General features: G+C 61.8%; 24 protein-coding genes. 23 read left to right on the top strand and 1 reads right to left on the bottom strand.

Annotated features, from left to right (window positions below; translation table 11 throughout):
• The first annotated feature begins 110 nt into the window (after positions 1–110).
• The 13 genes from ACODSU_RS09405 (at position 111) to accD (ending at position 15,154) form a co-directional block, all read left to right on the top strand.
• On the top strand, positions 111–1,475 hold the full coding sequence (locus ACODSU_RS09405; protein WP_488841930.1) for an MBL fold metallo-hydrolase: 1,365 nt from the start codon (positions 111–113) through the stop codon (positions 1,473–1,475).
• A gap of 136 nt (positions 1,476–1,611) precedes the next feature.
• Positions 1,612–2,589 carry a LysR family transcriptional regulator gene (locus ACODSU_RS09400; protein ID WP_488841928.1) on the top strand — a complete coding sequence of 326 codons (978 nt, stop codon included), beginning with the start codon at positions 1,612–1,614 and terminating at the stop codon, positions 2,587–2,589.
• A gap of 28 nt (positions 2,590–2,617) precedes the next feature.
• The gene (gene leuC, locus ACODSU_RS09395) at positions 2,618–4,039 is read left to right on the top strand and encodes a 3-isopropylmalate dehydratase large subunit (RefSeq protein ID WP_015013239.1); all 1,422 of its coding nucleotides are present in this window, start codon (positions 2,618–2,620) and stop codon (positions 4,037–4,039) included.
• Between the two features lie 12 nt (positions 4,040–4,051).
• A complete protein-coding gene (locus tag ACODSU_RS09390; RefSeq protein ID WP_015013238.1) occupies positions 4,052–4,177 on the top strand; it encodes an entericidin A/B family lipoprotein in 126 nt (41 codons plus the stop codon).
• Positions 4,178–4,188: 11 nt separating this feature from the next.
• A complete protein-coding gene (gene leuD, locus ACODSU_RS09385; RefSeq protein WP_015013237.1) occupies positions 4,189–4,839 on the top strand; it encodes a 3-isopropylmalate dehydratase small subunit in 651 nt (216 codons plus the stop codon).
• A 76-nt stretch (positions 4,840–4,915) separates the two neighbouring features.
• Entirely contained in the window at positions 4,916–5,989 is a 1,074-nt protein-coding gene (gene leuB / locus ACODSU_RS09380; RefSeq protein ID WP_488841926.1) for a 3-isopropylmalate dehydrogenase, read from the top strand.
• Positions 5,990–6,389: 400 nt separating this feature from the next.
• On the top strand, positions 6,390–7,520 hold the full coding sequence (gene asd, locus ACODSU_RS09375) for an aspartate-semialdehyde dehydrogenase (RefSeq protein WP_488841924.1): 1,131 nt from the start codon (positions 6,390–6,392) through the stop codon (positions 7,518–7,520).
• A 287-nt stretch (positions 7,521–7,807) separates the two neighbouring features.
• Positions 7,808–10,423, top strand: a complete 2,616-nt coding sequence (locus ACODSU_RS09370; RefSeq protein WP_488841922.1) for a motility hub landmark protein FimV — start codon at positions 7,808–7,810, stop codon at positions 10,421–10,423.
• Positions 10,424–10,476: 53 nt separating this feature from the next.
• Complete coding sequence (gene truA / locus ACODSU_RS09365) at positions 10,477–11,298, top strand: tRNA pseudouridine(38-40) synthase TruA (protein WP_488841920.1); 822 nt, start codon at positions 10,477–10,479, stop codon at positions 11,296–11,298.
• Complete coding sequence (locus ACODSU_RS09360; RefSeq protein WP_488841918.1) at positions 11,295–12,095, top strand: phosphoribosylanthranilate isomerase; 801 nt, start codon at positions 11,295–11,297, stop codon at positions 12,093–12,095. Before truA ends, ACODSU_RS09360 begins: the two co-directional genes overlap by 4 nt.
• Complete coding sequence (gene trpB, locus ACODSU_RS09355) at positions 12,073–13,356, top strand: tryptophan synthase subunit beta (RefSeq protein ID WP_488841916.1); 1,284 nt, start codon at positions 12,073–12,075, stop codon at positions 13,354–13,356. Before ACODSU_RS09360 ends, trpB begins: the two co-directional genes overlap by 23 nt.
• Positions 13,357–14,166 carry a tryptophan synthase subunit alpha gene (gene trpA / locus ACODSU_RS09350; protein WP_488841914.1) on the top strand — a complete coding sequence of 270 codons (810 nt, stop codon included), beginning with the start codon at positions 13,357–13,359 and terminating at the stop codon, positions 14,164–14,166. It abuts the gene before it with no gap.
• Between the two features lie 115 nt (positions 14,167–14,281).
• Positions 14,282–15,154 carry an acetyl-CoA carboxylase, carboxyltransferase subunit beta gene (gene accD / locus ACODSU_RS09345; protein WP_015013229.1) on the top strand — a complete coding sequence of 291 codons (873 nt, stop codon included), beginning with the start codon at positions 14,282–14,284 and terminating at the stop codon, positions 15,152–15,154.
• A 114-nt stretch (positions 15,155–15,268) separates the two neighbouring features.
• On the opposite strand, the gene ACODSU_RS09340 is transcribed toward accD, so the two are convergent.
• Positions 15,269–15,820, bottom strand: coding sequence for a YggT family protein (locus ACODSU_RS09340; protein WP_488841912.1), 552 nt, complete (start codon positions 15,818–15,820; stop codon positions 15,269–15,271).
• A 79-nt stretch (positions 15,821–15,899) separates the two neighbouring features.
• Here ACODSU_RS09340 and ACODSU_RS09335 point away from each other — a divergent pair, with 79 nt between their 5' ends.
• The 10 genes from ACODSU_RS09335 (at position 15,900) to ACODSU_RS09290 (ending at position 24,855) form a co-directional block, all read left to right on the top strand.
• Complete coding sequence (locus ACODSU_RS09335; RefSeq protein ID WP_488841910.1) at positions 15,900–16,538, top strand: LON peptidase substrate-binding domain-containing protein; 639 nt, start codon at positions 15,900–15,902, stop codon at positions 16,536–16,538.
• Between the two features lie 64 nt (positions 16,539–16,602).
• Entirely contained in the window at positions 16,603–18,519 is a 1,917-nt protein-coding gene (locus ACODSU_RS09330; protein ID WP_488841908.1) for a polysaccharide biosynthesis protein, read from the top strand.
• Positions 18,513–19,817, top strand: coding sequence for a nucleotide sugar dehydrogenase (locus ACODSU_RS09325; RefSeq protein WP_488841906.1), 1,305 nt, complete (start codon positions 18,513–18,515; stop codon positions 19,815–19,817). The genes ACODSU_RS09330 and ACODSU_RS09325 overlap by 7 nt, the downstream gene beginning before the upstream one ends.
• Before the next feature lie 4 nt (positions 19,818–19,821).
• Positions 19,822–20,772 carry a Gfo/Idh/MocA family oxidoreductase gene (locus ACODSU_RS09320; RefSeq protein WP_488841904.1) on the top strand — a complete coding sequence of 317 codons (951 nt, stop codon included), beginning with the start codon at positions 19,822–19,824 and terminating at the stop codon, positions 20,770–20,772.
• Between the two features lie 10 nt (positions 20,773–20,782).
• A complete protein-coding gene (locus ACODSU_RS09315; protein ID WP_488841902.1) occupies positions 20,783–21,379 on the top strand; it encodes an acyltransferase in 597 nt (198 codons plus the stop codon).
• The gene (locus tag ACODSU_RS09310) at positions 21,372–22,475 is read left to right on the top strand and encodes a DegT/DnrJ/EryC1/StrS family aminotransferase (RefSeq protein ID WP_488841899.1); all 1,104 of its coding nucleotides are present in this window, start codon (positions 21,372–21,374) and stop codon (positions 22,473–22,475) included. Before ACODSU_RS09315 ends, ACODSU_RS09310 begins: the two co-directional genes overlap by 8 nt.
• Positions 22,476–22,477: 2 nt before the next feature.
• Complete coding sequence (locus tag ACODSU_RS09305) at positions 22,478–22,651, top strand: DUF1016 N-terminal domain-containing protein (protein WP_488841897.1); 174 nt, start codon at positions 22,478–22,480, stop codon at positions 22,649–22,651.
• A gap of 191 nt (positions 22,652–22,842) precedes the next feature.
• Positions 22,843–23,154, top strand: coding sequence for a hypothetical protein (locus tag ACODSU_RS09300; protein WP_488841895.1), 312 nt, complete (start codon positions 22,843–22,845; stop codon positions 23,152–23,154).
• A 33-nt stretch (positions 23,155–23,187) separates the two neighbouring features.
• Positions 23,188–23,322: a hypothetical protein gene (locus ACODSU_RS09295; protein ID WP_488841893.1), complete on the top strand. Its 135-nt coding sequence runs from the start codon at positions 23,188–23,190 to the stop codon at positions 23,320–23,322.
• Positions 23,323–23,652: 330 nt separating this feature from the next.
• A complete protein-coding gene (locus ACODSU_RS09290; protein WP_488841891.1) occupies positions 23,653–24,855 on the top strand; it encodes a lipopolysaccharide biosynthesis protein in 1,203 nt (400 codons plus the stop codon).

Below are 24,855 nucleotides of genomic sequence, written 5' to 3'. Positions count from 1 at the left end.
TGCAGGCGGTTTTTTCTTGATGCAAGGCAAGAAACTCCCTGGCAATGTCCACGGGCGCGATCCGATCAGTAGGATGGGCACCATCGATGATCAGTCAGGAGCCTGGACACATGAACGTCAACATCACCTTCCTGGGCGGCTCCGGCACCGTCACCGGCTCCAAATACCTGGTGCGCTACAACGGCAAAAGCCTGCTGGTCGATTGCGGTCTGTTCCAGGGCTACAAGCAGCTGCGCCTGCGCAACTGGCAGCCCCTGCCCGTCACGCCGCACCAGATCGACGCCGTGGTGCTGACCCACGCCCACCTGGACCACAGCGGCTACCTGCCCATGCTGGCGCGCGACGGCTACACCCGCGCCATCCATTGCACGCCGGGCACGCGCGACCTGTGCACCATCCTGCTGCCCGACAGCGGACACCTGCAGGAAGAAGACGCCGCCTTCCTCAACCGCCACCAGCTAAGCAGCCACAGCCCAGCCCTGCCCCTGTATACGCGGCTGGATGCACTGCACTGCCTCAAGCAGTTCCAGATCCATCCGTTCCACAAAGCCTTCGAGCCCTTGCCCGGCTGGCGCGTGACCTTTTCGCCTGCGGGCCACATCCTGGGGGCGGCCAGCGTGCTGCTGGAGGTGGGAGGCAGGCGCATCCTGTTCTCCGGTGACCTGGGCCGGCCAGACGACTTGCTGATGAACCCACCGGACGCGCCGCCCCAAGCGGACACGGTGCTCATCGAATCCACCTACGGCGACCGCGAGCACCCGCCTGAGGGTCTGCTCGACGAACTGGGCCCCGCCCTGCAGCGGCTGGCTGCGCGCGGGGGCATCGCCGTGGTGCCTGTGTTCGCCGTGGGCCGTGCACAGGTCGTGCTGCACGCCATCGGGTTGCTGAAGGCGCAGGGCGTGGTACCCGCATCGCTCAAGGTGTTCCTGGACAGCCCCATGGCTGTGAGCACCACGGGGCTGTTCCAGCACCACATGCAGGAACACCGCCTGAGCGGGCGCGAAGTGCAGGCGCTGGAACATGGCGCCACCATGGTCCAGACGACGGAACAGTCCAAAGGCCTGGCCCGGCTGCATGGCCCCATGGTCATCCTGTCGGCCAGCGGCATGGCCACCGGGGGCCGCGTGCTGCACCACCTGGCGCTGCACGCGGGCGACCACCGCAACATGATCATCCTGACCGGGCACCAGGCGCCGGGCACGCGCGGCGCCCGCTTGGCCGAGGGCGAGAAAAACATCCGCATCCACGGCCAGGACGTGGCCGTTCGGGCCGAAGTGGTCAAGCTGTCTTCTGCATCGGCCCATGCGGACGGCAACCAGCTCATCGCCTGGCTGCGCAGCATGGGTCACGCGCCCGACCAGGTGTATGTGGTGCATGGCGAAATGGACGCCGCCGACCGGCTGCGCCAACGTATTGAGCACGAGTTGCGCTGGCGGGCCTCGGTGCCAGAACACGGCAGCACCTGCGCGGCCTGAGCCCGGTTTCATTCTGCATTCCAGCAAAGCAGTTCTCGCGCAGAAGAGCATCTCAGCCATCGCATATCGCGATGGCAAACCGCCAATAATGGGGAGAAAATAAGAAACCTTCTCTTTTTGAGAAGTCAAAACCCCCATGAAAAGCTCCGAGCGCAGTTTTGCGCGCCGTATTGACCTGACCTCGCTGCAATTGTTTGTGGCGGTGTGCGAGCTTGGCAGCATCGGCCGCGCGGCCGAGCGCGAGTTCATCGCGGCGTCGGCCGTGAGCAAGCGTCTCTCGGACCTGGAAACGGCCGTGGACACGGCCCTGCTCTACCGCCACAGCCGGGGCGTAACGCTTACGCCCGCTGGCGAGAGCCTGCTGCACCATGCGCGCACCGTGCTGTTCGGCCTGGAGCGCATGCAGGGCGAACTGAGTGAATACGCCGACGGCGTGCGCGGCCATGTGCGCATGCACGCCAACATTTCGGCGATCTTCCAGTTTCTGCCCGAAGACCTGGGCGCCTTTGCGCGCGAGCACAGCCAGATCAAAATCGATCTGCAGGAGCACCTCTCCAGCGACGTGCTGCACGCGGTGCAAGAAGGCGCCGCCGACCTGGGCATCTGCAACGTCGGCATGGCGAACGGCGGGGGCGCCCTGGCGCTGCAATCCCGCCCCTACCGCGCTGACAATCTGGTGCTGGTTGTGCCCCGAGCGCATGAATTGTCTGCGCTGGATGCTATCAATTTTGAAGAAGTCCTGGACTGGGACATCGTGGGCCTGCACGCCAACAGCAGCATCAGCCTGGCCATGCGCGCTGCTGCTGCCGCGGCCGGGCGCCCTCTGCGCCAGCGCATCCAGGTCACGGGGCTCGATGCCATGTGCCGCATGATCGACAACGGCCTGGGCGTGGGCCTGCTGCCCGACCGGGCGTTTGCACTGATGCGCGGCGTGGGCAACCTGCAGGCCATCCCGCTGACCGATGCCTGGGCGCACCGCGAACTGCGTGTGGTGGCCCGCGACTTTGACGCCCTGCCTGTCACGGCGCGTTTGCTGGTGGAACACCTGTCGCCGCGCCCGGAGCCGGACTCGGCGCAACCCGCCCCCGACACTAAAATCCAATCCCCCACCTGAAGCCCGAAAGCAGAAAGAAAGCCACGCCATGGGACGCACCCTGTACGACAAGATCTGGGACGAGCATGTTGTCCACACCGAAGAGGACGGCACCTCCATCCTCTATATCGACCGCCATCTGGTGCACGAAGTCACCAGCCCCCAGGCGTTTGAAGGCCTGCGCGAGGCGGGCCGCAAGGTCTGGCGCATGAGCTCCATCGTGGCCACCGCCGACCACAACACGCCCACCACCGGCTGGGAAAACGGCTACGACGGCATCACCGACCCGATCAGCAAGGAACAGATCACCACGCTGAACGACAACATCGCGCAGATCACGCCGGCTGCGTTCTTCCCCTTCATGCACAAGCGCCAAGGCATCGTGCACGTGATCGGCCCCGAAAACGGCGCCACCCTGCCCGGCATGACCGTGGTCTGCGGCGACAGTCACACCAGCACACACGGCGCGTTTGGCGCACTGGCGCACGGCATCGGCACCTCCGAAGTCGAGCACGTGATGGCTACCCAGACCCTGCTGGCCAAGAAGGCCAAGAACATGCTGGTGCAGGTGGACGGTACGTTGGCTAAGGGCGTGACGCCCAAGGACGTGGTGCTGGCCATCATCGGCAAGATCGGCACCGCCGGTGGCACGGGCTACACCATTGAATTTGCAGGCTCTGTCTTCCGCGCCATGAGCATGGAAGGCCGCATGACCGTGTGCAACATGGCCATCGAGGCCGGTGCCCGCGCCGGCTTGGTGGCGGTGGATGACAAGACCATTGAATACGTCAAGGGCCGCCCGCTCTCTCCCACGGGCGTGGAGTGGGACCAGGCTGTGGCGTACTGGAAGACGCTGCATTCCGACCCCGACGCGAAGTTCGACACCGTGGTCAAGCTCGACGCGGCGGAGATCGTGCCGCAGGTCACCTGGGGCACCAGCCCCGAGATGGTGCTGGGCGTGGACGCCCGCGTGCCGGACCCCGACAAGGAGAAAGACGCCAACAAGCGTGGCGCCATCGAGCGCGCCTTGACCTACATGGGCCTCACGCCGGGCAAGCCGATCAACGACATCACCATCGACAAGGTGTTCATCGGCAGCTGCACCAACAGCCGCATCGAAGACATGCGCGAAGCCGCCGCCGTGGTGAAGAACCTGGGCCGCAAGGTGGCCAGCAATGTGAAGCTGGCCATGGTGGTGCCCGGCTCCGGCCTCGTCAAAGAGCAGGCCGAGCGCGAGGGCCTGGACCAGATCTTCAAGGCCGCAGGCTTTGAGTGGCGCGAGCCCGGCTGCAGCATGTGCCTGGCCATGAACGCCGACCGCCTGGAGCCCGGCGAGCGTTGTGCATCAACCAGCAACCGCAACTTTGAAGGCCGCCAGGGCGCTGGGGGCCGCACCCATCTCGTGAGCCCCGCCATGGCCGCTGCGGCTGCCGTGCATGGGCATTTCGTAGACATCCGCCAATTTGCCTGAAGGAGCTTTGCCATGAAAACCACCGCTACCCTCATCGCTTTGACCCTCACGTTCCTGCTGGCCGGTTGCAATACCGTCAAGGGTGTGGGCCAGGACATCGGCAAGGCCGGATCGGCCATCGAGCGCGCAGCCAAATAAGGCCCCCTGACATGCAGAAATTCACCCTTCACAAAGGCCTCGTGGCTCCCATGGACCGCGAGAACGTCGATACCGACGCCATCATCCCCAAGCAGTTCCTCAAGTCGATCAAGAAGACGGGCTTTGGCCCCAACCTGTTTGACGAATGGCGCTACCTGGACAAGGGCGAGCCGGGCATCCCCGAAAGCCAGCGCAAGCCCAACCCCGACTTTGTGCTGAACCAGCCACGTTACAAAGGCGCGAGCATCCTGATCGCGCGCAAGAACTTTGGCTGCGGCTCCAGCCGCGAACACGCGCCCTGGGCGCTGGACCAGTTCGGCTTTCGCGCCGTGATCGCGCCCAGCTTTGCCGATATCTTCTTCAACAACTGCTTCAAAAACGGCCTGCTGCCCATCGTGCTGCCTGAGGCCACCGTCGCCCAGCTGTTCGACGAAGTGGCGGCCTTCCCCGGCTACCAGCTCACCATCGACCTGGAGCGCCAGGTCATCGTGCGCCCCCAGGGCGAGGAGATCCCGTTCGAGGTGCAGGCCTTCCGCAAGTACTGCCTGCTCAACGGTTTTGACGACATCGGCCTGACCCTGCGCCAGTCGGACAAGATCAAGGCCTTTGAAGCCCAGCGCCTGGCTACCAAGCCCTGGCTGGCACACACCATGGTGTCGTAACCCAAATATTCAGCCCAATTGGCCGCAAGCGCTACATCCATATGCGCTGACAGCTATCAAAAACAAAGCAAAACCAATGAAAATCGCAGTTCTGCCGGGTGACGGCATCGGTACCGAAATCGTGGCCGAGGCCGTTAAGGTCCTCAACGCACTCGACCTGAAGTTCGAGATGGAATCGGCCCTGGTCGGCGGCGCCGCCTACGAGGCCCACGGCCACCCGCTGCCCGAGTCCACCCTCAAGCTCGCCAAGGAGGCAGACGCCATCCTGTTTGGCGCCGTGGGCGACTGGAAATACGACAAGCTCGACCGCCCCCTGCGTCCCGAGCAAGCCATCCTGGGCCTGCGCAAGAACCTGGGTCTGTTTGCGAACTTCCGTCCCGCCATCTGCTACGAGCAGCTGGTGGGCGCATCGAGCCTCAAGCCCGAGCTGATCGCGGGCCTGGACATTCTCATCATCCGTGAACTGACCGGTGACATCTACTTTGGCCAGCCGCGCGGCCGCCGCACGGCGGTGGACGGGCACTTCCCCGGCGCCGAAGAAGCGTTCGACACCATGCGCTACTCGCGCCCCGAGATCGAGCGCATCGCCCATGTCGCCTTCCAGGCTGCCCGCAAGCGCAACAAGAAGGTCACCAGCGTGGACAAGGCCAACGTGCTGGAAACCTTCCAGTTCTGGAAAGACGTGATGACCGAAGTGGGCCAGCAGTATCCCGACGTGGAACTGCAGCACATGTACGTGGACAACGCGGCCATGCAACTGGTCAAGGCCCCCAAGGCGTTTGACGTGGTGGTGACCGGCAACATGTTCGGCGACATCTTGAGCGACGAAGCGTCCATGTTGACTGGCTCCATCGGCATGCTGCCCTCGGCCAGCCTGAACAGCAGCAACCAGGGCCTGTACGAGCCCAGCCACGGCAGCGCCCCCGACATCGCTGGCAAGGGCGTGGCCAACCCGCTGGCCACCATCCTGTCGGCTGCGATGATGCTGCGCTTCAGCCTGAACCAGGAAGCCGCCGCCCAGAGCATCGAAGCGGCCGTGCAAAAAGTGCTGGCCCAAGGCCTGCGCACGCCCGACATCTACAGCGAAGGCACGACCAAGGTCGGCACAGCACAGATGGGCGACGCCGTGGTGAAGGCACTGCAAGCGTAAACCGCGACAGCCACGCGAGCTGCTCGTAGCGGCGGCAAGCGGCATCCATCACAGGCGACCCTCAGTGGTCGCCTTTTTCATGGGCAGGCACCGGCTCGCAGATCCACCCAGCCCTCTAGGTGGCGTTGCACAACGCTTCATGGCGTTCGCGCAACGCTGCAAGCCCCGTGCAAGCCGCGATCCATTACAATCACGCCCATGTTTGCCGCCCGCCCGTTCGCCCTGAACACCGCTACTGCCGCCCTGGCAGGCGTGGCTGTGCGCGCAATCACCACCAAAACCACGACCATTATTAAGGGCTGATCCAGCTCCGGTACCGTCGTGCGCCCTCTCCCGGCCAGACGAGCCGGGGCAAACAGTCTGGTCTGGCACTGTTTCTTAATCTGAAAGGGGCGTTGAAATGAGCAAGTTGGTAGGTTTGGTCGGCTGGCGCGGCATGGTCGGCTCGGTGTTGATGGACCGCATGGTCGAGGAAAAAGACTTCGACCTGATTGAGCCATTGTTCTTCTCCACCTCCAACGCCGGTGGCAAGGCCCCTGCGCAGGCCAAGAACGAAACCACCCTGCAAGACGCCTTCAACATCGACGCCCTGAAGCGCTGCGACATCATCATCACCGCACAAGGCGGCGACTACACCACCGAAGTCTTCCCCAAGCTGCGCGCTGCGGGCTGGAACGGCCACTGGATCGACGCCGCCTCCACCCTGCGCATGGAAAAGGACGCGGTCATCATCCTCGACCCCGTGAACATGCCCGTCATCAAGGACGCGCTGGTCAACGGTGGCAAGAACTGGGTGGGCGGCAACTGCACCGTGAGCTGCATGCTGATGGGCGTGGGCGCCCTGTACAAGGCGGGTCTGGTCGAGTGGATGAGCACCCAGACCTACCAGGCCGCGTCGGGCGGCGGCGCGCAGCACATGCGCGAACTGCTCACGCAATATGGCACGCTCAACGCCGAAGTGAAGGCACTGCTCGACGACCCGAAGAGCGCCATCCTGGAAATCGACCGCAAGGTCATCGCCAAGCAGCGCGCACTGACCGGCGCAGAAACCGCCAACTTCGGCGTGCCCCTGGGCGGCTCGCTGATCCCCTGGATCGACAAGGACCTGGGCAACGGCCAGTCCAAGGAAGAATGGAAGGGCATGGCCGAGACCAACAAGATTTTGGGCCTGGGCGAGGGCTTTGGCTCTGCAGCCATTCCCGTGGACGGCTTCTGCGTGCGCGTGGGTGCCATGCGTTGCCACAGCCAGGCGCTGACCTTCAAGCTCAAGAAGGATATGCCCGTGGCCGACCTCGAAGCCATGATCGCCGTCGACAACGAGTGGGTGAAGGTGGTTCCCAATACCCGCGAAGCAACCATCAAGGACCTGACCCCCGTGGCCGTGACCGGCACCATGACCATCCCCGTGGGCCGCATCCGCAAGCTGGCCATGGGCCCTGAGTATGTGGGTGCCTTCACCATTGGCGACCAGTTGCTGTGGGGTGCCGCAGAGCCCCTGCGCCGCATGCTGCGCATCTTGCTCAACGCCTGATAACCCCCTGTGTAAAGCGCGCGCAACCCCCATTGCGCGCGCTTTTTTGCGCCAGGACCATCGACACACTCGGTTACGCGGCGTTGGCAATTGGCAACAACTGCACGCCCCAATTTGGGGCGCCGGGACCCCTCTCAAAGCTTCGGAGCCACCTCAGCTTGTCAGTGCAAAACATTGATGCTATGGTGCTTTTTACATATTTTCACGCGCCGGGGCGGGACCAGACCATGACAAAAAAAGCACCGCTCGTCCGAGCCGCACAAAATCCTCATCAGTTGTTGGCAAACATGCATCGTTGGAAATTTTCTGTCCTGGCGGCCGCGGCCGTGGCTTGCGCTGGCTTCTACACCAGCGACGCGTCTGCGCTGGCACTGGGCCGCATCACCGTGCAGTCTGCCCTGGGCGAACCCCTGCGCGCTGAAATCGACCTGCCACAAATCACCCCCGCAGAAGCCGACTCGCTGCGTGCCACAACAGCTGCGCCAGAAGTCTTCCGTGCCCAGGGCATGGAATACACGCAGACCATGAACAACCTGCAGATCCAGCTGCAGCGCCGCGCTGACGGCACCGCCGTGTTGCGCTTGTCCAGCGACCGGCCTGTGAATGAGCCCTTCCTGGACTTGGTGCTGGATGCCAACTGGGGATCGGGCCGTATCGTTCGCAGCTACACCATGCTGTTCGACCCGCCCAGCATGCGCCGCGCAGCGCCTGCGGTCACAGCAGCACCCCAGATTTCTGCACCTGCTGCGCCCCAGGTGCCAGCAACCCGCCCAGCAGCAACGGCCCGCGCCAGCGAGCCGGCGGCAGCTCCGGCCACGCCGCGCGCGGCTGCGCCCCGCCCCGCACCGGCAGACGGTGTGACGGTGCAAGCAGGGGATACCGCAGGCCGCCTTGCCAACGCGTACAAGCCTGCCGGCGTGTCGCTCGACCAGATGCTGGTCGCCATGATGCGCGCCAACCCCGATGCATTCATCCAGGGCAACGTCAACCGCCTGAGGGCTGGCGCCGTGCTGCAGATGCCTGACCAGGCCGCAGCACAATCCACCCCAGCCCCCGAAGCACGACAGATTCTGGCGGCCCAGGCCCGGGACTTCAATGACTTCCGCCGCAAGCTGGCGGGGGCAGCCCCTTCGACCGAAGTGGCAGCGGCCCAGCGCTCTGCCTCCGGCAGCGTCCAGACGCGCGTCGAAGACAAAAAGCCCACGACAGCAGCACCTGACAAGCTCACTCTATCCAAAGGCTCCGTGAAGGGCCAAAAGGCAGCCGAAGAGCAAGTCGCCAAGGACAAACAGGCCAGCGAAGCCGCCACGCGGATGGCGGAGTTGTCCAAGAACATTACCGATCTGAACAAGCTGAGCGCGGCGTCCGCAGCCGCCGGCAGCAGTGCCGCGCCGGCCGCCGCAGGTGCCGCCAGCGCGCCAGCAGGAGTGGCAGTGCAGACCCCGGCTGCGCCGGCCACACCGACCGCGCCCGCTGCACCTGCAGCCCCCGCTTCTGCCCCCGAGGCGGCAGCCAGCACGCCGGCAGACACCGCAGTGGCAGCAGAAGCGGCTGCGTCGGCTCCCGCCGCAGAGGCATCCGCCCCCGCACCTGCCCCCAAGCCAGCGCCTACTCCCAAGCCTGCCCCCGTGCCGGTGGAAGAGCCTGGCTTCTTGTCCACCCTCATGGACGACCCGCTGCTGCCCATCGGCGGCGGCATCCTGGTCGCGGGTCTGCTCGGGTTTGGCGCCTACCGGCTGGTCCAGCGCCGTCGCCAGAATGGCGGGGTGGACAGCTCCTTCCTCGAAAGCCGCATTCAGCCCGACTCGTTCTTTGGCGCCAGCGGCGGCCAGCGCGTAGACACCGCCAACAGCGACATGACCACGGGCTCGTCCATGGCCTACTCGCCCAGCCAGCTGGATGCAGGCGGTGACGTAGACCCCGTGGCAGAAGCCGATGTGTATCTGGCCTATGGACGCGATCTCCAGGCCGAAGAAATCCTGAAAGAGGCCGTGCGCCACAACCCCGGCCGCGTCTCGGTGCACGTCAAACTGGGCGAAATCTACGCCAAGCGCCAGGACCGCAAAGCCCTGGAGGCTGTCGCGGGCGAAGTGTTCAAGCTGACCCAGGGCGAAGGGCCCGACTGGAACCGCATTGCCGAACTCGGACGTGACCTGGAGCCCGAAAACCGCCTGTACCAACCCGGAGGCCGCCCCGGCATGGCCGAAGATGAATCGCCCTCGGTGCCACCGGGCGGCTTCCCCAGCACCTTCACGGGCGCAGGCAGCCCTGCCGCTGCCCTGCCACCGGACCTGGACCTCGACCTGGATCTGGACCTGCCCGATGACGCGCTGACAGATGCGCCGCCAGCAGCAGCCGGTGGGTTTGCAGCGGCCGCCGCGGCCGCGACGGTAGCCAATAATCGCAGCGAAGCCAGCGAACCACAGACGCTGCGCCCCGAACTGGACTTGCCCAGCATCCCCGAAGAACCCAGCGCCTCGTGGAACAGCCAGGAAACCGCACCCAGCCCCATGATGGCGCCCCCGCCCGTGGCCAATCTGGACTTCCCCAGCGGTGACGACCTGAGCATGGCTCCGTCGGGCCCTATGCCTCTGAGCGGCGAGCCCCAGGATTCTGGCCCGATGGAGTTTGACCTGGGCGACCTGTCTCTGGACCTGAACGCCCCCTCCAAACCCATGGTAGCGCCTGCCGCCAAAGCACCTGCCGCCCCAGCGCCAGAATTTGCCGACGACGGATCGGCCGCAGCACAAGACGACCCTCTGGCCACCAAGCTGGCGCTGGCCGAGGAGTTCAACGCCATTGGTGACACGGATGGTGCACGCACGCTGATTGAAGAAGTGGTGGCAGAGTCCAGCGGTGCCCTCAAGACCCGTGCGCAGCGCATGCTGGCTGAACTGGGCTAATGCCGGCCGGCCCATCCGCTGATCTAGCACCCAGCACTTCCCCAGGCCCCCCCATGACCCGGGTGGCGCTGGGCGTCAGCTACAACGGCCAGGCCTACAACGGCTGGCAAAGCCAGCTTTCTGGCAACACCGTACAGGACAAACTCGAAGCGGCCCTGGGCCGCTTTGCTACACATTCGGTCAGCACGCTCTGCGCAGGCCGCACGGATGCCGGCGTGCACGGGCTGATGCAGGTGGTGCACTTTGATACTCCCCTCAACCGCCCTGCCGCATCTTGGGTGCGGGGCACCAACACCTTCCTGCCGCCTGACATTGCGGTGCAATGGGCACAGGCAGTGCCTGACCAATTTCACGCACGCGCCAGTGCGGTGGCACGGCGGTATGCCTACGTGTTGCTGCAGTCGCCGGTACGGCCCAGCGTAGATGCCGGTCGGGTGGGCTGGGTGTTTCACCCGCTGGACCATGGCGCCATGCGGCAGGCAGCCGACTACCTGATCGGCGAGCATGACTTCACCTCGTTCCGGGCGTCCGCCTGCCAGGCCAAGACCCCCGTCAAAACCTTGCATCGCATCGACATCGTGCGACGGGGCGCGAGCGTACCGCACCCTGAGCTGGGCTGGAGCCCCTGTTACTGGCGTTTTGAATTTGAAGCCAACGCCTTTCTGCACCACATGATCCGTAACATCATGGGCTGCCTGATTGCCGTGGGCCAAGGCACGCAGCCCCCCGAATGGATGGCCGAGGTGCTGGCAGCCCGGTCCCGCAAGGTGGCTGCGCCGACATTCTCGCCAGACGGGTTGTACTTTCAAGGGCCCGTCTACGACGCCGCCTGGGGGCTACCCCAGCGCACGGCTGCGTATGATTGGCTTCCATGAACCAGGCCACCCCACCGACCACAACGGCCCCCGCCGCCAGTCAACGCTTCCACGCCCCTTTCCAGGCGTCTGCCAACGTACGCACCCGCATCAAGATTTGCGGGTTGACCCGCGAGGAAGATGTGGATGCAGCTGTGGCTGCGGGCACCGATGCGGTGGGTTTTGTGCTCTACGCCCCCAGCCCACGGTCGGTCACCCTCCAGCGGGCCGCGCAGTTGGCCCGGCGCCTGCCGCCGTTTGTCACGCCCGTGCTGCTGTTTGTGAACGAATCCACTCCTAACGTGATAGCAGCCAGTGCAATGATTGCTGGCGCTACGGTGCAATTTCATGGTGATGAGACGCCGCAGGACTGCCTGGACGCCACCCACCAGGGGGCCCGCCCCTATCTGCGAGCCGCCCGAATTCCCCTCGGCGATGGAGCGGCGCAGTTTGACCTCGTAAAATACGCGCACGATTACTCTCACGCCCAAGCAATCCTGCTCGACGCCCACGTCGAAGGTTTTGGCGGCGGCGGCAAGGCATTCAATTGGTCACTCCTTCCACCAAGCGTCAGCTCTCACCTCGTTTTGTCTGGTGGACTCACGCCTGCAAACGTGACCGATGGCATTTTGCAAGTCCGCCCGCGGGGTCTCTCGCTGGCGGTTGATGTCAGCTCCGGCGTTGAAGCCGATGGCCCCGATGGCAAACCCATCAAAGGCATCAAGGACGCCGTGAAGATCCAACGCTTCGTTGCCGCCGTGCGTGCGGCCGATGCACAACTTGCAAAGAACCCCCATGAATTCCTATCAGCAACCTGATGCTTCCGGCCATTTCGGCCCCTACGGCGGCAGCTTCGTCAGCGAAACGCTGACCCACGCCATCCAGGAACTGCGCGAGGCTTACGCCCGCTACCAGAACGACCCGGAGTTTCTGGCCGAGTTCCAGTATGAACTCAAGCACTTCGTTGGCCGTCCCTCTCCGATCTACCATGCGGCGCGCACCAGCCGTGAAATGGGCGGCGCGCAGATCTACCTCAAGCGCGAAGACCTGAACCACACTGGCGCCCACAAGATCAACAACGTGATCGGCCAGGCCATGCTGGCCAAGCGCATGGGCAAGCCCCGTGTGATTGCAGAAACCGGCGCGGGCCAGCACGGCGTGGCCACGGCCACCATCTGCGCCCGCTACGGCCTGGAATGCGTGGTGTACATGGGTGCCGAAGACGTGAAGCGCCAAAGCCCCAACGTGTACCGCATGAAGCTGCTGGGCGCCACCGTGGTGCCCGTGGAGTCCGGCAGCAAGACCCTGAAAGACGCACTGAACGACGCCATGCGCGACTGGGTAGCGAATGTGGACAACACCTTCTACATCATCGGCACCGTGGCGGGCCCACACCCCTACCCCATGATGGTGCGCGACTTCCAGAGCGTGATTGGCAAGGAATGCATTGAGCAGATGCCCGCCATGCTGGCCGAGCAAAAGGTGCTGGGCCAGCAACCCGATGCCGTCATCGCCTGCGTGGGCGGCGGCAGCAATGCCATGGGCATCTTCCACCCCTATATCCCGTTCGAGAAAACGCGCCTGATTGGCGTGGAAGCTGCGGGTGAAGGCCTGGAGTCGGGCAAGCACTCCGCATCGCTGCAAAATGGCAGCGCGGGCGTGCTGCACGGCAACCGCACCTTCATCTTGCAGGATGACAACGGCCAGATCACCGAAACCCACAGCATCAGCGCGGGCCTGGACTACCCCGGCGTGGGCCCCGAGCACGCCTGGTTGCAGGAGATTGGCCGCGCGGAGTACGTCGGTATCACCGATAAGGAAGCGCTGGACGCCTTCCACTACCTGTGCCGCACCGAAGGCATCATCCCCGCGCTCGAATCCAGCCACGCCGTGGCGTATGCCATGAAGCTGGCCAAAACCATGCGCCCAGACCAGTCGATACTGGTCAACCTCTCAGGCCGGGGCGACAAGGACATCGGCACCGTGGCCGACCTGAGCGGTGCCGACTTTTACTGCCGACCCAGCTGCCAGGGGCAGTCCGTCAAGGGCGGCGAGCAACCCATCAAGGTGGTGAAATAAATGAGCCGTATCGCATCCACCTTCTCTGCCCTGCAAGCGCAGGGCCGCAAGGCGCTGATTCCTTATGTGACCGCCGGCTTCCCGTTCGCTGACATCACCCCCGCACTCATGCACGGCATGGTCGAGGCAGGTGCCGACGTGATTGAGCTGGGAGTGCCTTTCTCCGACCCCATGGCCGATGGCCCAGTGATCCAGAAGGCGGGCGAAAAGGCCCTCAGCCTGGGCATTGGCATGGTGCAGGTGCTCGACCATGTGCGTGAGTTCCGCAAGCGCAACAGCACCACGCCCGTGGTGCTGATGGGCTATGCGAACCCCGTGGAACGCTACGACCAGAAGCACGGTGACGGCGCGTTTGTGCGCGACTCTGCGGCAGCGCGTGTGGATGGCGTGCTCATCGTGGACTATCCACCCGAAGAATGCGAAGCCTTCGCCGCCAGCCTGCGCGCGCACGGCATGGACCTGATCTTCCTGCTGGCTCCCACCAGCACGGACGAACGCATGGCGCAAGTGGCGCGCGTAGCCAGCGGCTATGTGTACTACGTGTCGCTCAAGGGCGTGACCGGCTCCGGCGCGCTGGACACGGCCGCCGTGGAGCAGATGCTGCCCCGTATCCGCCAGCATGTGACCATTCCGGTGGGTGTGGGCTTCGGCATCCGCGACGCGGCCACCGCCCAGGCTATCGGAAAGGTGGCCGATGCCGTGGTCATCGGTAGCCGCATCATCCAGTTGATTGAAGACCAGGAGCACGCCAAGGTGGTGCCCCTGACCATCGACTTCCTGCGCGGCATCCGCAAGGCCCTGGACGCCTAGTCGCATAATGCAGCCCGGCGCATCCTGTGGGGTGCGCCGACAGATTCACACCCGACCTGACCCGCAAACGCCTACGGGCTTTGCAGCAGGTCGCGCCACTGAAGAGGAGAACACCATGTCCTGGCTCGAAAAACTTCTGCCCGCCAAAATCCAGCAAACCGACCCCACCGAGCGCCGCCAGGTGCCCGAAGGCCTCTGGATCAAGTGCCCGAGCTGCGAAACGGTGCTCTACAAGGCGGATCTGGAACACAACCAGAATGTCTGCCCCCATTGCAGCCACCACCACCGCATTGGCGCACGCGCCCGCCTGGACGCCTTTCTGGACGCCGAAGGCCGCTACGAAATCGGCCAGGAAGTGCTACCTGTGGACGCCCTCAAGTTCAAGGACAGCCGCAAGTACCCCGAGCGCCTGAAGGAAGCGCTGGAGAACACCGGCGAGACCGACGCCCTCATCGTCATGGGCGGCGCGGTCAAGAGCATCAACGTGGTGGCCGCCTGCTTCGAGTTCGACTTCATGGGCGGCTCCATGGGGTCCGTGGTGGGCGAGCGCTTTGTGCGCGGCGTGGAAACCGCCATTGAGCAGAAGGTGCCCTTCATCTGCTTCACCGCCACCGGCGGCGCGCGCATGCAGGAAGGCCTGCTGTCACTGATGCAGATGGCCAAGACCAACGCGGCCCTCACCCGCTTGGCCAAGAAGGGCCTGCCCTACATCAGCGTGCTGACCGACCCGACCATGGGCGGCGTGAGCGCTGGCTTTGCCTTCGTGGGCGACATCGTGATCGCCGAGCCCAAGGCGCTGATCGGCTTTGCCGGCCCGCGCGTGATCGAATCCACCGTGCGCGTCACCCTGCCCGAGGGCTTTCAGCGTGCCGAATTCCTGCAGACCAAGGGCGCCGTGGACTTCATCTGCGACCGCCGCGAGCTGCGCAACACCGTCGCCAGCAGCCTGGCCATGCTGCAACGACTGCCCGCCGACGCGGTGATGTGAATAACACCCAGTCCCTAGGAAGGGACTGGGCCGGGCCTATCTCCCACCATCAACGCTATATTTTCAATAGCAATTAAGGCATATGCGCCTCGCGCATCGGGCCGTTTTGGTGCCTCAACGCATCACACTGGCCTGCAAATGGCCCAAAACGATCATCGCGACCTGCAGCACCACCAGCGCCACCAAGGGTGACAGATCAAAGCCGCCCATCAGCGGAATCACCCGGCGAAATGGTCGCAACACGGGCTCGCACAGCCGTGCAATCACATCGGCCAGCGGCGAACGACCGCCTTGTATCCAGGACAGGACCGCATAGACGATCAGCAGGCCGATCAGCCCCGAGACCGCCACGCGCAGCAGACCGAACAAGGCAAGCCAGGGCAACCATGCCCACGCCGAACCAGCCCCCAACAGCAACGTCAACAACGCGTACTGCACCAGTTGCAAGAGCATCGCTGCCACCAGGCTGGACACATCCCAACGCCCCACCGGTGGTATCACCCGGCGCAGCGGCATGATCAGCCAATCGGTCAATGCAAACACCAACCCACCAACGGGGTTGGAAAACGACACCCGCTGCCACTGCATGTACAGCCGCAAGAGGCAGGCCCCGGTCAGCAAGCCGCCAATAACATCAAGCAGGAAAGAGGCGATCTGATAGAGCATGGATGAGACAAAAGCAGTGGTGCGCAGCAAAAGCCGACAGTGTCATGGGATGATAGCGGGCCAAGGCACCCGCGCGCCCATGACCCCACCCCTCACCTTGTCGTCCCTGCCGCTTTTCCCCCTGGGCTCCGTCCTGTTCCCGGACGGGGTGCTGGCGCTGCGGGTGTTTGAGGTGCGCTACCTTGACATGGTGCGCAAGTGCCACCAGGCAGGCGCACCATTTGGCGTCGTCTCTCTCACCCAGGGACAGGAGGTACGCCAAGCTGGCGCACCGGAGGAACGCTTCAACGACATCGGCACCCTCGCCGTCATCGAGCAACTGGAAACGCCACAGCCTGGACTGATCACTGTGCTATGCCGTGGTAGCCAGCGTTTTCGGATCACCCAGCGCCGCCACTTGCCACACGGTTTGTGGACGGCAGACGTAGGCCATATTGAACGGGATCTGACTGTGCCGGTCCCAGAGGATCTCAAAAAGGCGTCAACGGCATTGGCGCAGGTCTTAAACACTCTCCAGGTACGCGACCCGGACCTGCCTCACTTAGTCAAGCCTACCGCAGCGCAACTGGATGATTGCGGCTGGGTAGCCAACAGGTGGTGCGAACTGCTGCCTGTCCCCCTCGAGCTGAAACAGCGGTTGATGGAGCTGGATAATCCGCTGGTGCGTCTGGAACTGGTGGGAGATGTGCTTGAGCGCATGGGGATAGCGCCGTCTTGATGAACGTGCGCCATTTGCTTACGCGTCAGCAACGCCATCGGCCATGACATTAAGTACCCCTACTATGTTGAGCACCATACTCTCGTGGCCGCGTTCCACCAAACGGCTTGTTGTGGTGAGCTTGGACCTGTGCATGAGCCTTGTTGCCATGTGGCTGGCTTTTAGTCTGCGGCTCGATACACCACATTCGCCCACGGGACTGCAATGGTTGGTTTATGGCTTGGGGCCAACATTGGCGCTGCCTATATTCATCCACGCTGGCTTGTATCGAGCCATTTTTCGTTATACCGGAATTGCAGCGCTTATCACCACAGGACAAGCCGTCGCGCTCTACGGAACCCTACTTTTCTGCATTTTGCTGATAGCTCAATGGGAGGGAGTACCGCGCAGTGTAGGCGTACTACAACCAATAATTTTGCTCCTGATGGTGGGCTCCAGCCGTGCCTTGGGCTGGTTCTGGCTTGCTGGCAAGCCCCGCAATACGACTCATCGGTTGCTGATTTATGGGGCCGGCAGCGCAGGCGCGCAAACTGCAGCCGCCATGCAAAACATGCGGCAGTATCAGCTGATGGGCTTCTTGGACGATGACCCCAAAAAGACGGGCAGCACCATCAACGGCGTACGCGTGAGCAGTCCCAACAACCTGCCTGAGCTGATCGAACAGCTCAACATCACTGACGTGCTACTCGCGGTTCCCAGCACCACACGCCAGCGAAGGCATCAAATCATTCAGAACCTTGGTCGTGCAGCTGTGCGCGTCCGCACACTACCAGGCCTGTCAGACTTAGCCAGTGGTCGCGTGAGCGTGACAGATTTCCAAGAGCTGGACGTTGAAGATCTGCTGGGGCGCGAGCCCGTCGCCGCCCAACATGGCCTGCTTGGGAACGGTCTTACAGGTCAGGTGGTGCTTGTCACGGGAGCAGGAGGCAGCATCGGGAGCGAATTGTGCCGTCAGATCGTTAACGAAGGTCCTGCGAAGCTGTTACTCGTAGACCATAGCGAGTATGCGCTGTATGCGGTCCACCACGAGCTGCAGGCGCTACGGGATCAGGGCGCTCACACCTGCGAACTGGTGCCGCTGCTGACCAGCGTGGTCAACCCACATCGCATTGCCGACATCTGCCGCAAACACCGGCCTGATTCAATCTACCACGCGGCTGCCTACAAGCACGTTCCCATGGTGGAGGCCAACGCCGGGGAAGGTGTGATCAACAATGTCTTTGGAACGCTCAACATGGTGCGAATAGCCCTTGAATACGGAGCGCAAAACTTTGTGCTTGTATCTACTGATAAGGCTGTGCGTCCCACCAACATAATGGGAGCCAGCAAGCGCGTGGCAGAGCAAGTGTTGCAAGCCATTGCCGCCAGCAGAGTATCCCCGTTCGAGGATGTATTACCAGAACGAGCCGTCCCATGGTCCTGCCCCACACGCCTTTCCATGGTGCGCTTTGGAAATGTACTGGGCTCTAGTGGTAGCGTGATTCCCCTGTTCCGGGGTCAGATCACGTCAGGTGGCCCACTGACGGTCACCCATCCCGAAGTGACACGCTATTTCATGACCATTCCCGAGGCAGCACAGCTTGTGCTACAGGCGGGAGCCATGGCGGAAGGCGGTGATCTGTTCCTTCTGGATATGGGAGAACCCGTTCGTATCCTTGATGTGGCGCGGCGCATGGTAGCTCTTTCAGGCTTGACAGTGCGCGATGCAGAGCACCCACAGGGCGACATAGCCATAGAGTTCACTGGACTGCGCCCCGGTGAAAAGCTCTATGAAGAACTGCTGATTGGTGATAACCCCCTTGCCACAGCGCATCCACGCATCAGGCGAGCGCGTGAGGAGTTCTGCCCGTGGTCAAAGTTACAAGCGACCTTGCAGCCGCTGCAAGAAGCCGCCAATGCGAATGACGAAGCAGCACTCAAGCGCTCGCTCTCTTTACTGGTGAGTGGCTATCAACCAGATCCAATGCAAACACCATGCTGACCTCCATCGCAACAAAACCCCGAATTGCCATCATCGGTCTTGGTTATGTTGGCTTGCCACTGGCCGTCGAGTTTGGCAAGCATTTTCCCGTTGTCGGTTTCGACATACACCAACCACGCATCCTTGAATTGCAATCAGGTTACGACCGAACGCAAGAAACAAGCGCGCAGCAGATACAGGCTGCCACGCAGTTGCAATACAGCTCAAACCCCAAAGACATAGAAAATTGCAATATCTACATCGTGACGGTCCCTACGCCTGTGGATGATGCCAAGCGCCCCGATTTGTCGATGTTGGTCACAGCGAGTCAGACCGTAGGGCGCGCCATGCGCCCGGGTGCCCTGGTGATCTATGAGTCCACAGTCTACCCGGGCGTCACTGAAGAAGTCTGCGTGCCTGTGCTGGAGGATTTCTCCGGACTGCGCTTCAATAAGAGTTTTTTTTGTGGCTACAGTCCGGAGCGTGTGAACCCGGGGGACAAGGTCAACACACTCACGCGCATCCGCAAGATCACTAGTGGCAGCACCCCAGAAACCGCAGAGGCTGTTGATCAACTCTACCGTTGCATCATCACGGCAGGCACTTACAAGGCACGCAGCATCAAGGTGGCAGAAGCCGCCAAAGTCATCGAGAACACACAGCGTGACTTGAACATCGCTCTAATGAACGAACTTTCGATATTGTTCGACCGCCTGGAGATTGACACTCTCGAAGTGCTTGAAGCTGCAGGCAGCAAATGGAATTTCGTCCCCTTTCGACCTGGCCTCGTTGGCGGGCATTGCATCGGTGTCGATCCTTACTATCTGACCTATAAAGCTGAACAGGTGGGGTATCACCCACAAATCATTCTGGCGGGCCGCCGCATCAACGACAACATGGCTGGGTATGCTGCGCACAACATCATCAAAATGATGCTGCGCGCAGGTATGGATGCTCCGCGCTGCAAGATTGGTGTACTCGGCATCACCTTCAAAGAAAACTGTCCAGATATCCGCAACAGCAAGGTGGTAGACCTAGTCCACGAATTGAAAACTTGGGGTGTGGAGGTGGTCATCTCTGACCCTATTGCCGATGCAGCGGAAGTACAGCTTGAATACCAACTGACGCTGGGCGTAGTGGATGAAGACCATCTAGTGGACGTCCTTGTCGTTGCGGTCGGACACAACAGCTACCGCGCATTGAGCGCGAAGCAGCTCCGCTCTTACTGCAGGCATCCCAAACCATTTCTTGCTGACATCAAGTCACTGTATGACCGCGAGGAGCTGATGCAAGCAGGATTTACCGTCTACCGACTTTGAGCCCATGAAAAACTTTGCACTAATTGGTGCCGCTGGCTATATCGCTCCGCGCCACATGCGCGCCATCAAAGAAACCGGCAACTGTTTAACTACAGCCTTTGATGTCAACGACTCGGTCGGCATTATCGACAGCCTAGCCCCTAAGGCAGACTTTTTCACCGACTTCGAGTGTTTTTACGAGCACGCACAAACGTTGCGCCGCCAACCCCATCAAGCGTTGGACTATGTGGCTGTGTGCTCCCCCAATCATCTACACCACGCTCACATTGCAGCTGGCATGCGCTTAGGCTGCGACGTGATTTGCGAAAAGCCACTGGTACCCACACCCGCGCTGGTAGACGAATTAGCGCGGGTGGAAAGCGAGACCGGCCAGCGCGTTTTCAACATCCTGCAACTGCGTCACCATGAGGCGATTGTTCAGCTGCGCAACAAGGTGTCAGCAGCCCCACAAAACACCAAGTTCGATGTGGACCTCACTTACATCACCTCACGCGGTACGTGGTACGCCGCGAGTTGGAAGGGTGATCCGCGCAAATCGTTTGGCGTTGCCACCAACATCGGGGTGCATTTCTTCGACATGCTGCACTTCATTTTCGGTCCACTCCAACACAACCGTGTGCACTTCCTCAGCGAATCAAAAGCCGGTGGATATCTTGAATACCAAGGTGCTCGGGTGCGCTGGTTTCTCTCCGTGGATGCAAGCGATCTACCCGCCAGCGTTCAAGGACAAAAAACCACCTACCGCAATATTGATGTCAGCGGCGAGCCGCTGGAATTCTCAGAAGGGTTTACCGATCTGCATACGATCAGCTACCAAGAAATTTTGGCAGGCAATGGCTATGGACTTGAAGACGCACGCCATTGCATAGAGACTGTGCACAGCATCCGCACATCCACACCACAGGCTGGCAGCCTCGGTGAAGTGCATCCGTTTGTGCTCAAGTTATCCCGATGAGAATGCCGAAATGAACGCCCCAACCATCCATCCCAGCGCCATCGTGGATGAAGGCGCATTCATTGGAGAGGGCTCTCGCATCTGGCACTGGGTGCACGTCTGCGGTGGTGCGCGCATCGGTAAAGGCGTTTCGCTGGGCCAGAACGTTTTTGTGGGCAACCGGGTGGTGATTGGCGACCACTGCAAGATCCAGAACAACGTCAGCGTGTACGACAACGTCACACTCGAAGATGGGGTTTTTTGCGGCCCCAGCATGGTGTTCACCAACGTCCACAACCCACGCGCGCTCATCGAACGCAAAGACGAGTACCGCAGCACAAGAGTCAAAAAAGGCGCCACCTTGGGTGCCAACTGCACCATTGTGTGCGGTACCACCATTGGCGAATACGCTTTTGTGGGCGCGGGTGCAGTAGTCAACAAGGACGTGCCCGCCTATGCACTGGTAGTGGGCGTACCCGCGCGGCACATTGGCTGGATGAGTGAATTTGGCGAGCAACTCGCGCTCCCGCTGCAAGGCCACGGCGAAGTCACCTGCCTGCACACAGGTGTCCGCTATGTGCTTAACGACCGAGTGGTTACCAAGCTAGCCGCATCAGACCATGATTGACTTCATCGACCTCAAGACCCAGCAGGCACGCATCAAAAGCCAGATCGACGCAGCCATTGCCCGGGTATTGGCCCACGGCCAATACATCCTTGGGCCGGAAGTTGCTGAACTGGAAGAACAACTGGCCGCCTACACCGGCGCCAAGCACTGCATTACCGTAGCCAACGGTACAGACGCGCTGCAAATCGCCCAGATGGCCCTGGGCATAGGCCCGGGCGACGAAGTCATCACGCCTGGGTTTACCTATATTGCCACCGCAGAAACCGCGGCACTACTGCGCGCCAAGCCCGTGTATGTGGACATTGACCCGCGCACCTACAACCTCAACCCGGCCTTGCTGGAAGCCGCCATCACCCCCGCTACCCGCGCCATCATCCCCGTCAGCCTGTACGGTCAGTGTGCGGACTTTGACGCGATCAATACCATTGCAGCCAGGCACGGCATCCAGGTGATTGAAGACGCCGCGCAAAGCTTTGGCGCCACCTACAAAGGCCGCAAAAGCTGCAACCTCACCACCATCGCCTGCACCAGTTTCTTCCCCAGCAAACCCCTGGGTTGCTATGGCGACGGCGGCGCCATCTTCACGCACGACGACGAGTTGGCCAAAGTCATGCGCCAGATCGCCCGCCACGGCCAAGACCGCCGCTACCACCATATCCGCGTGGGCGTGAACAGCCGACTGGACACCCTGCAAGCCGCCATCCTGTTGCCCAAACTGGCCATACTGGACGAAGAAATCAGCGCGCGCCAACAAGTGGCCGAGCGCTACACACAGTTGCTGAACCAGGCGGGCATCACCAGCACCCCGCACGTCGAGGCGCACAACCAAAGCGCCTGGGCGCAATACACCGTACAAGTGCCCCACCGCGAACAAATACAAGAACACCTGAGGCAAGCGGGCATACCCACAGCGGTGCATTACCCCGCCCCGCTGAACCAGCAGCCCGCCGTGGCGGACGCCCATGCCCAGTTGCCCGTGGGCGATGCCATGGCACAAAAAGTGATCAGCCTGCCCATGCACGCGTATCTGGATGAAGAAAGCATGGGCCGCATCGTTCAAGCGGTGCTGGCGACCGCGCACCAACCCACCCTGTAACCATGCACCCGCCACCCACCGCACCCCTGCTGGCCGACGTGCGCCAACTCATCACCGCCGCCCACCAGCGGGTCGCCAGCGCGGTCAACGCCGAGCTGACTCTGCTTTACTGGCACATTGGCCAGCGCATAGGCACGGTTTTGCGGCGAGTCCAACGCGCCGAATACGGTAAATAAGTGGTGGCCGATCTGACGCGGCAGTTGACAGCGGAGCTTAGGCTCGGCTGGGGAGTGCGCCAATTGCATTACGGTGTGCGCCTGGCCGAAGTGCTGCCCCAACTTGGAACAGTGCACACGCTGTGTGCTGAATTAAGCTGGTCGCACTTGCGTTTAGCCTTGGCGCGCAAAAAATTGACCGGGGATATGCCATGAACCCGCAAGCCAGTTGGGAGCAGGTGCAACTGCAGGATGACCCGCGCGACCAGCACATCAAGGCCATCGTCCGACGAGCGGCCAAAAACCAACACCCCATTGAAGGAGTAATTGAGGGAGTAGATGGTGCAATCATTGGTGGACTAATTACACTGCAACAAATGATTGCCCTGCAACTTGGCCTGCGCGCGCCCGCGCTGGCACAAGCGCTGAAAACCTCGCCCAAGAACGTCGAACGCTGGCTGAGCCAGCTCAAGCAAGCAGGCACTATCCACTATCGAGTTCCGAGGTGCACCCAAAACGGGTAGTTACTACGAGGCAGACACGCCAGGGCATCAACCATGACCCCGCAAGCCCTAGCCACACTCACCGCCAACGGCGAAGAAACGCTCCACCCGCCACGCACCAGCCTGTCCATACAACCGATGCTGAATGCAGCCAGCCAGCAACACATCGTATCCAGCTATCAAATTTGATAATGCATTGTGCTTCGAATGAGTCTCACGCTCAGGCGTTTGCGCTGAAATCAGCATGATTTATTACGAAAGATCAAAAACAGATTCAACCGAAGCGGCGCATCGTGCGATGTCACCATGCCCACCCTTGACACCAGCATACCCCGTGCAACTGGGGCAAGGCGGAGTATCGAGTTCCACGACAAACGGACCACTAACTGCGTCGAGTCCATGCTTGCACAAACAGGCTAACGCATCCTTTAAGAAAGACGCAATTTGCGCACTTTAAAGCATACTTTGCGAACTTGGAAAACGTGGTTTCAACGGCGCTCCAGATTCGCTCGCAACGTTATGACAGTCATTGGCGCAAATGTGGTGGCTCAAGCACTTCCGATAATTGCGGCGCCATTGCTAACACGGATTTACTCTCCAGATGACTTTGGTGCGATTACCATTTTCACTTCTGCATTAAGCATGGCTCTGGCTGTGGCTACTGCGCGCTTCGACTGGTCTATACCCAACGCACGCGCAACTTCACTGGCTGCAGCACTACTCCTCTTGGGCATGATTGCACTCGCCTTGTCCAGCTTTACGCTTGCCTTATTCTGGTTTTTTGCCCCCAACTTCTGGGGAAGTCTCAACACTTTTGGTTGGCTTCTACCTCTGACCGTCCTAGGTGCAGGGGCGCAGCAACTACTGCAAGCATGGCATGTGCGCAATGCAACGCTACCCGGAGTCGGAAAAGCAAAAATTGTACAAAGCATCGTCAACGTTGGTGTGAGCATTGCTTCCGCCGGAGCGGGTTTCTGGGGCCTTGTAGCCGGCATTCTCCTCGGCTCTTGGGCTGGCCTCTGGACACTGTGGCGTAGCGCCACCGGTTTAACTGCTGCACTACGGCGACTGACACTTCAGCGCATCTGCGTCGCAGCTTGTCATTTCCAGCGCGAAGCCACATGGTCCACACTTGCATCTGCCGCAAACACAGCCAGCTTCGCAGTGGTGCCGCTGATGCTTGCGAGGCACTACAGCATCGCCGAAGTTGGCTATTACGCTCTGATGCAACGGGTGGCGCTCGGACCTATCAGCCTTGTAGGCTCAGCAGTGAGTCAAAGCTTCTGGGCCGAGGCTGCACGGCTGGTACGGCAAGACCCCACAGCTCTTGCGCAACTGTACCGCCGCAATACGGTGCGTCTCGGATGGGTATCGCTGCCGCTGGCGCTGATTGCATTGGCCGGCCCGTTCTACATTGGGCCCATCTTCGGAGCCCCGCAGTGGGACGCCGCAGGGTGCGTCTTAGCGGCCAGCGTGCCCATGCTACTCGGACAGACCGCTATTTCCCCCTTGTCCCACTTGATAATTCACGGTAAACAGCACTGGCAAGCCGGGTGGGATCTCATCCGGGTGCTGTTGCTGGTCGCCACAATAGAGTGCACTGCACACTTGGGCGCTACCTTTACCTTAGCAGTGCTGTGCCTGTCTACCGTGATGGCCGTAATGTACGCAATACTGATGTTGATGAATTTTCGGGCGCTGCACATGATCCGAAGGACTTGA

It is taken from the genome of Acidovorax sp. FG48 (genome assembly GCF_057809085.1).
Note: the sequence above shows the minus strand (reverse complement) of the source record. Positions and strands in the feature narration are given on the sequence as shown.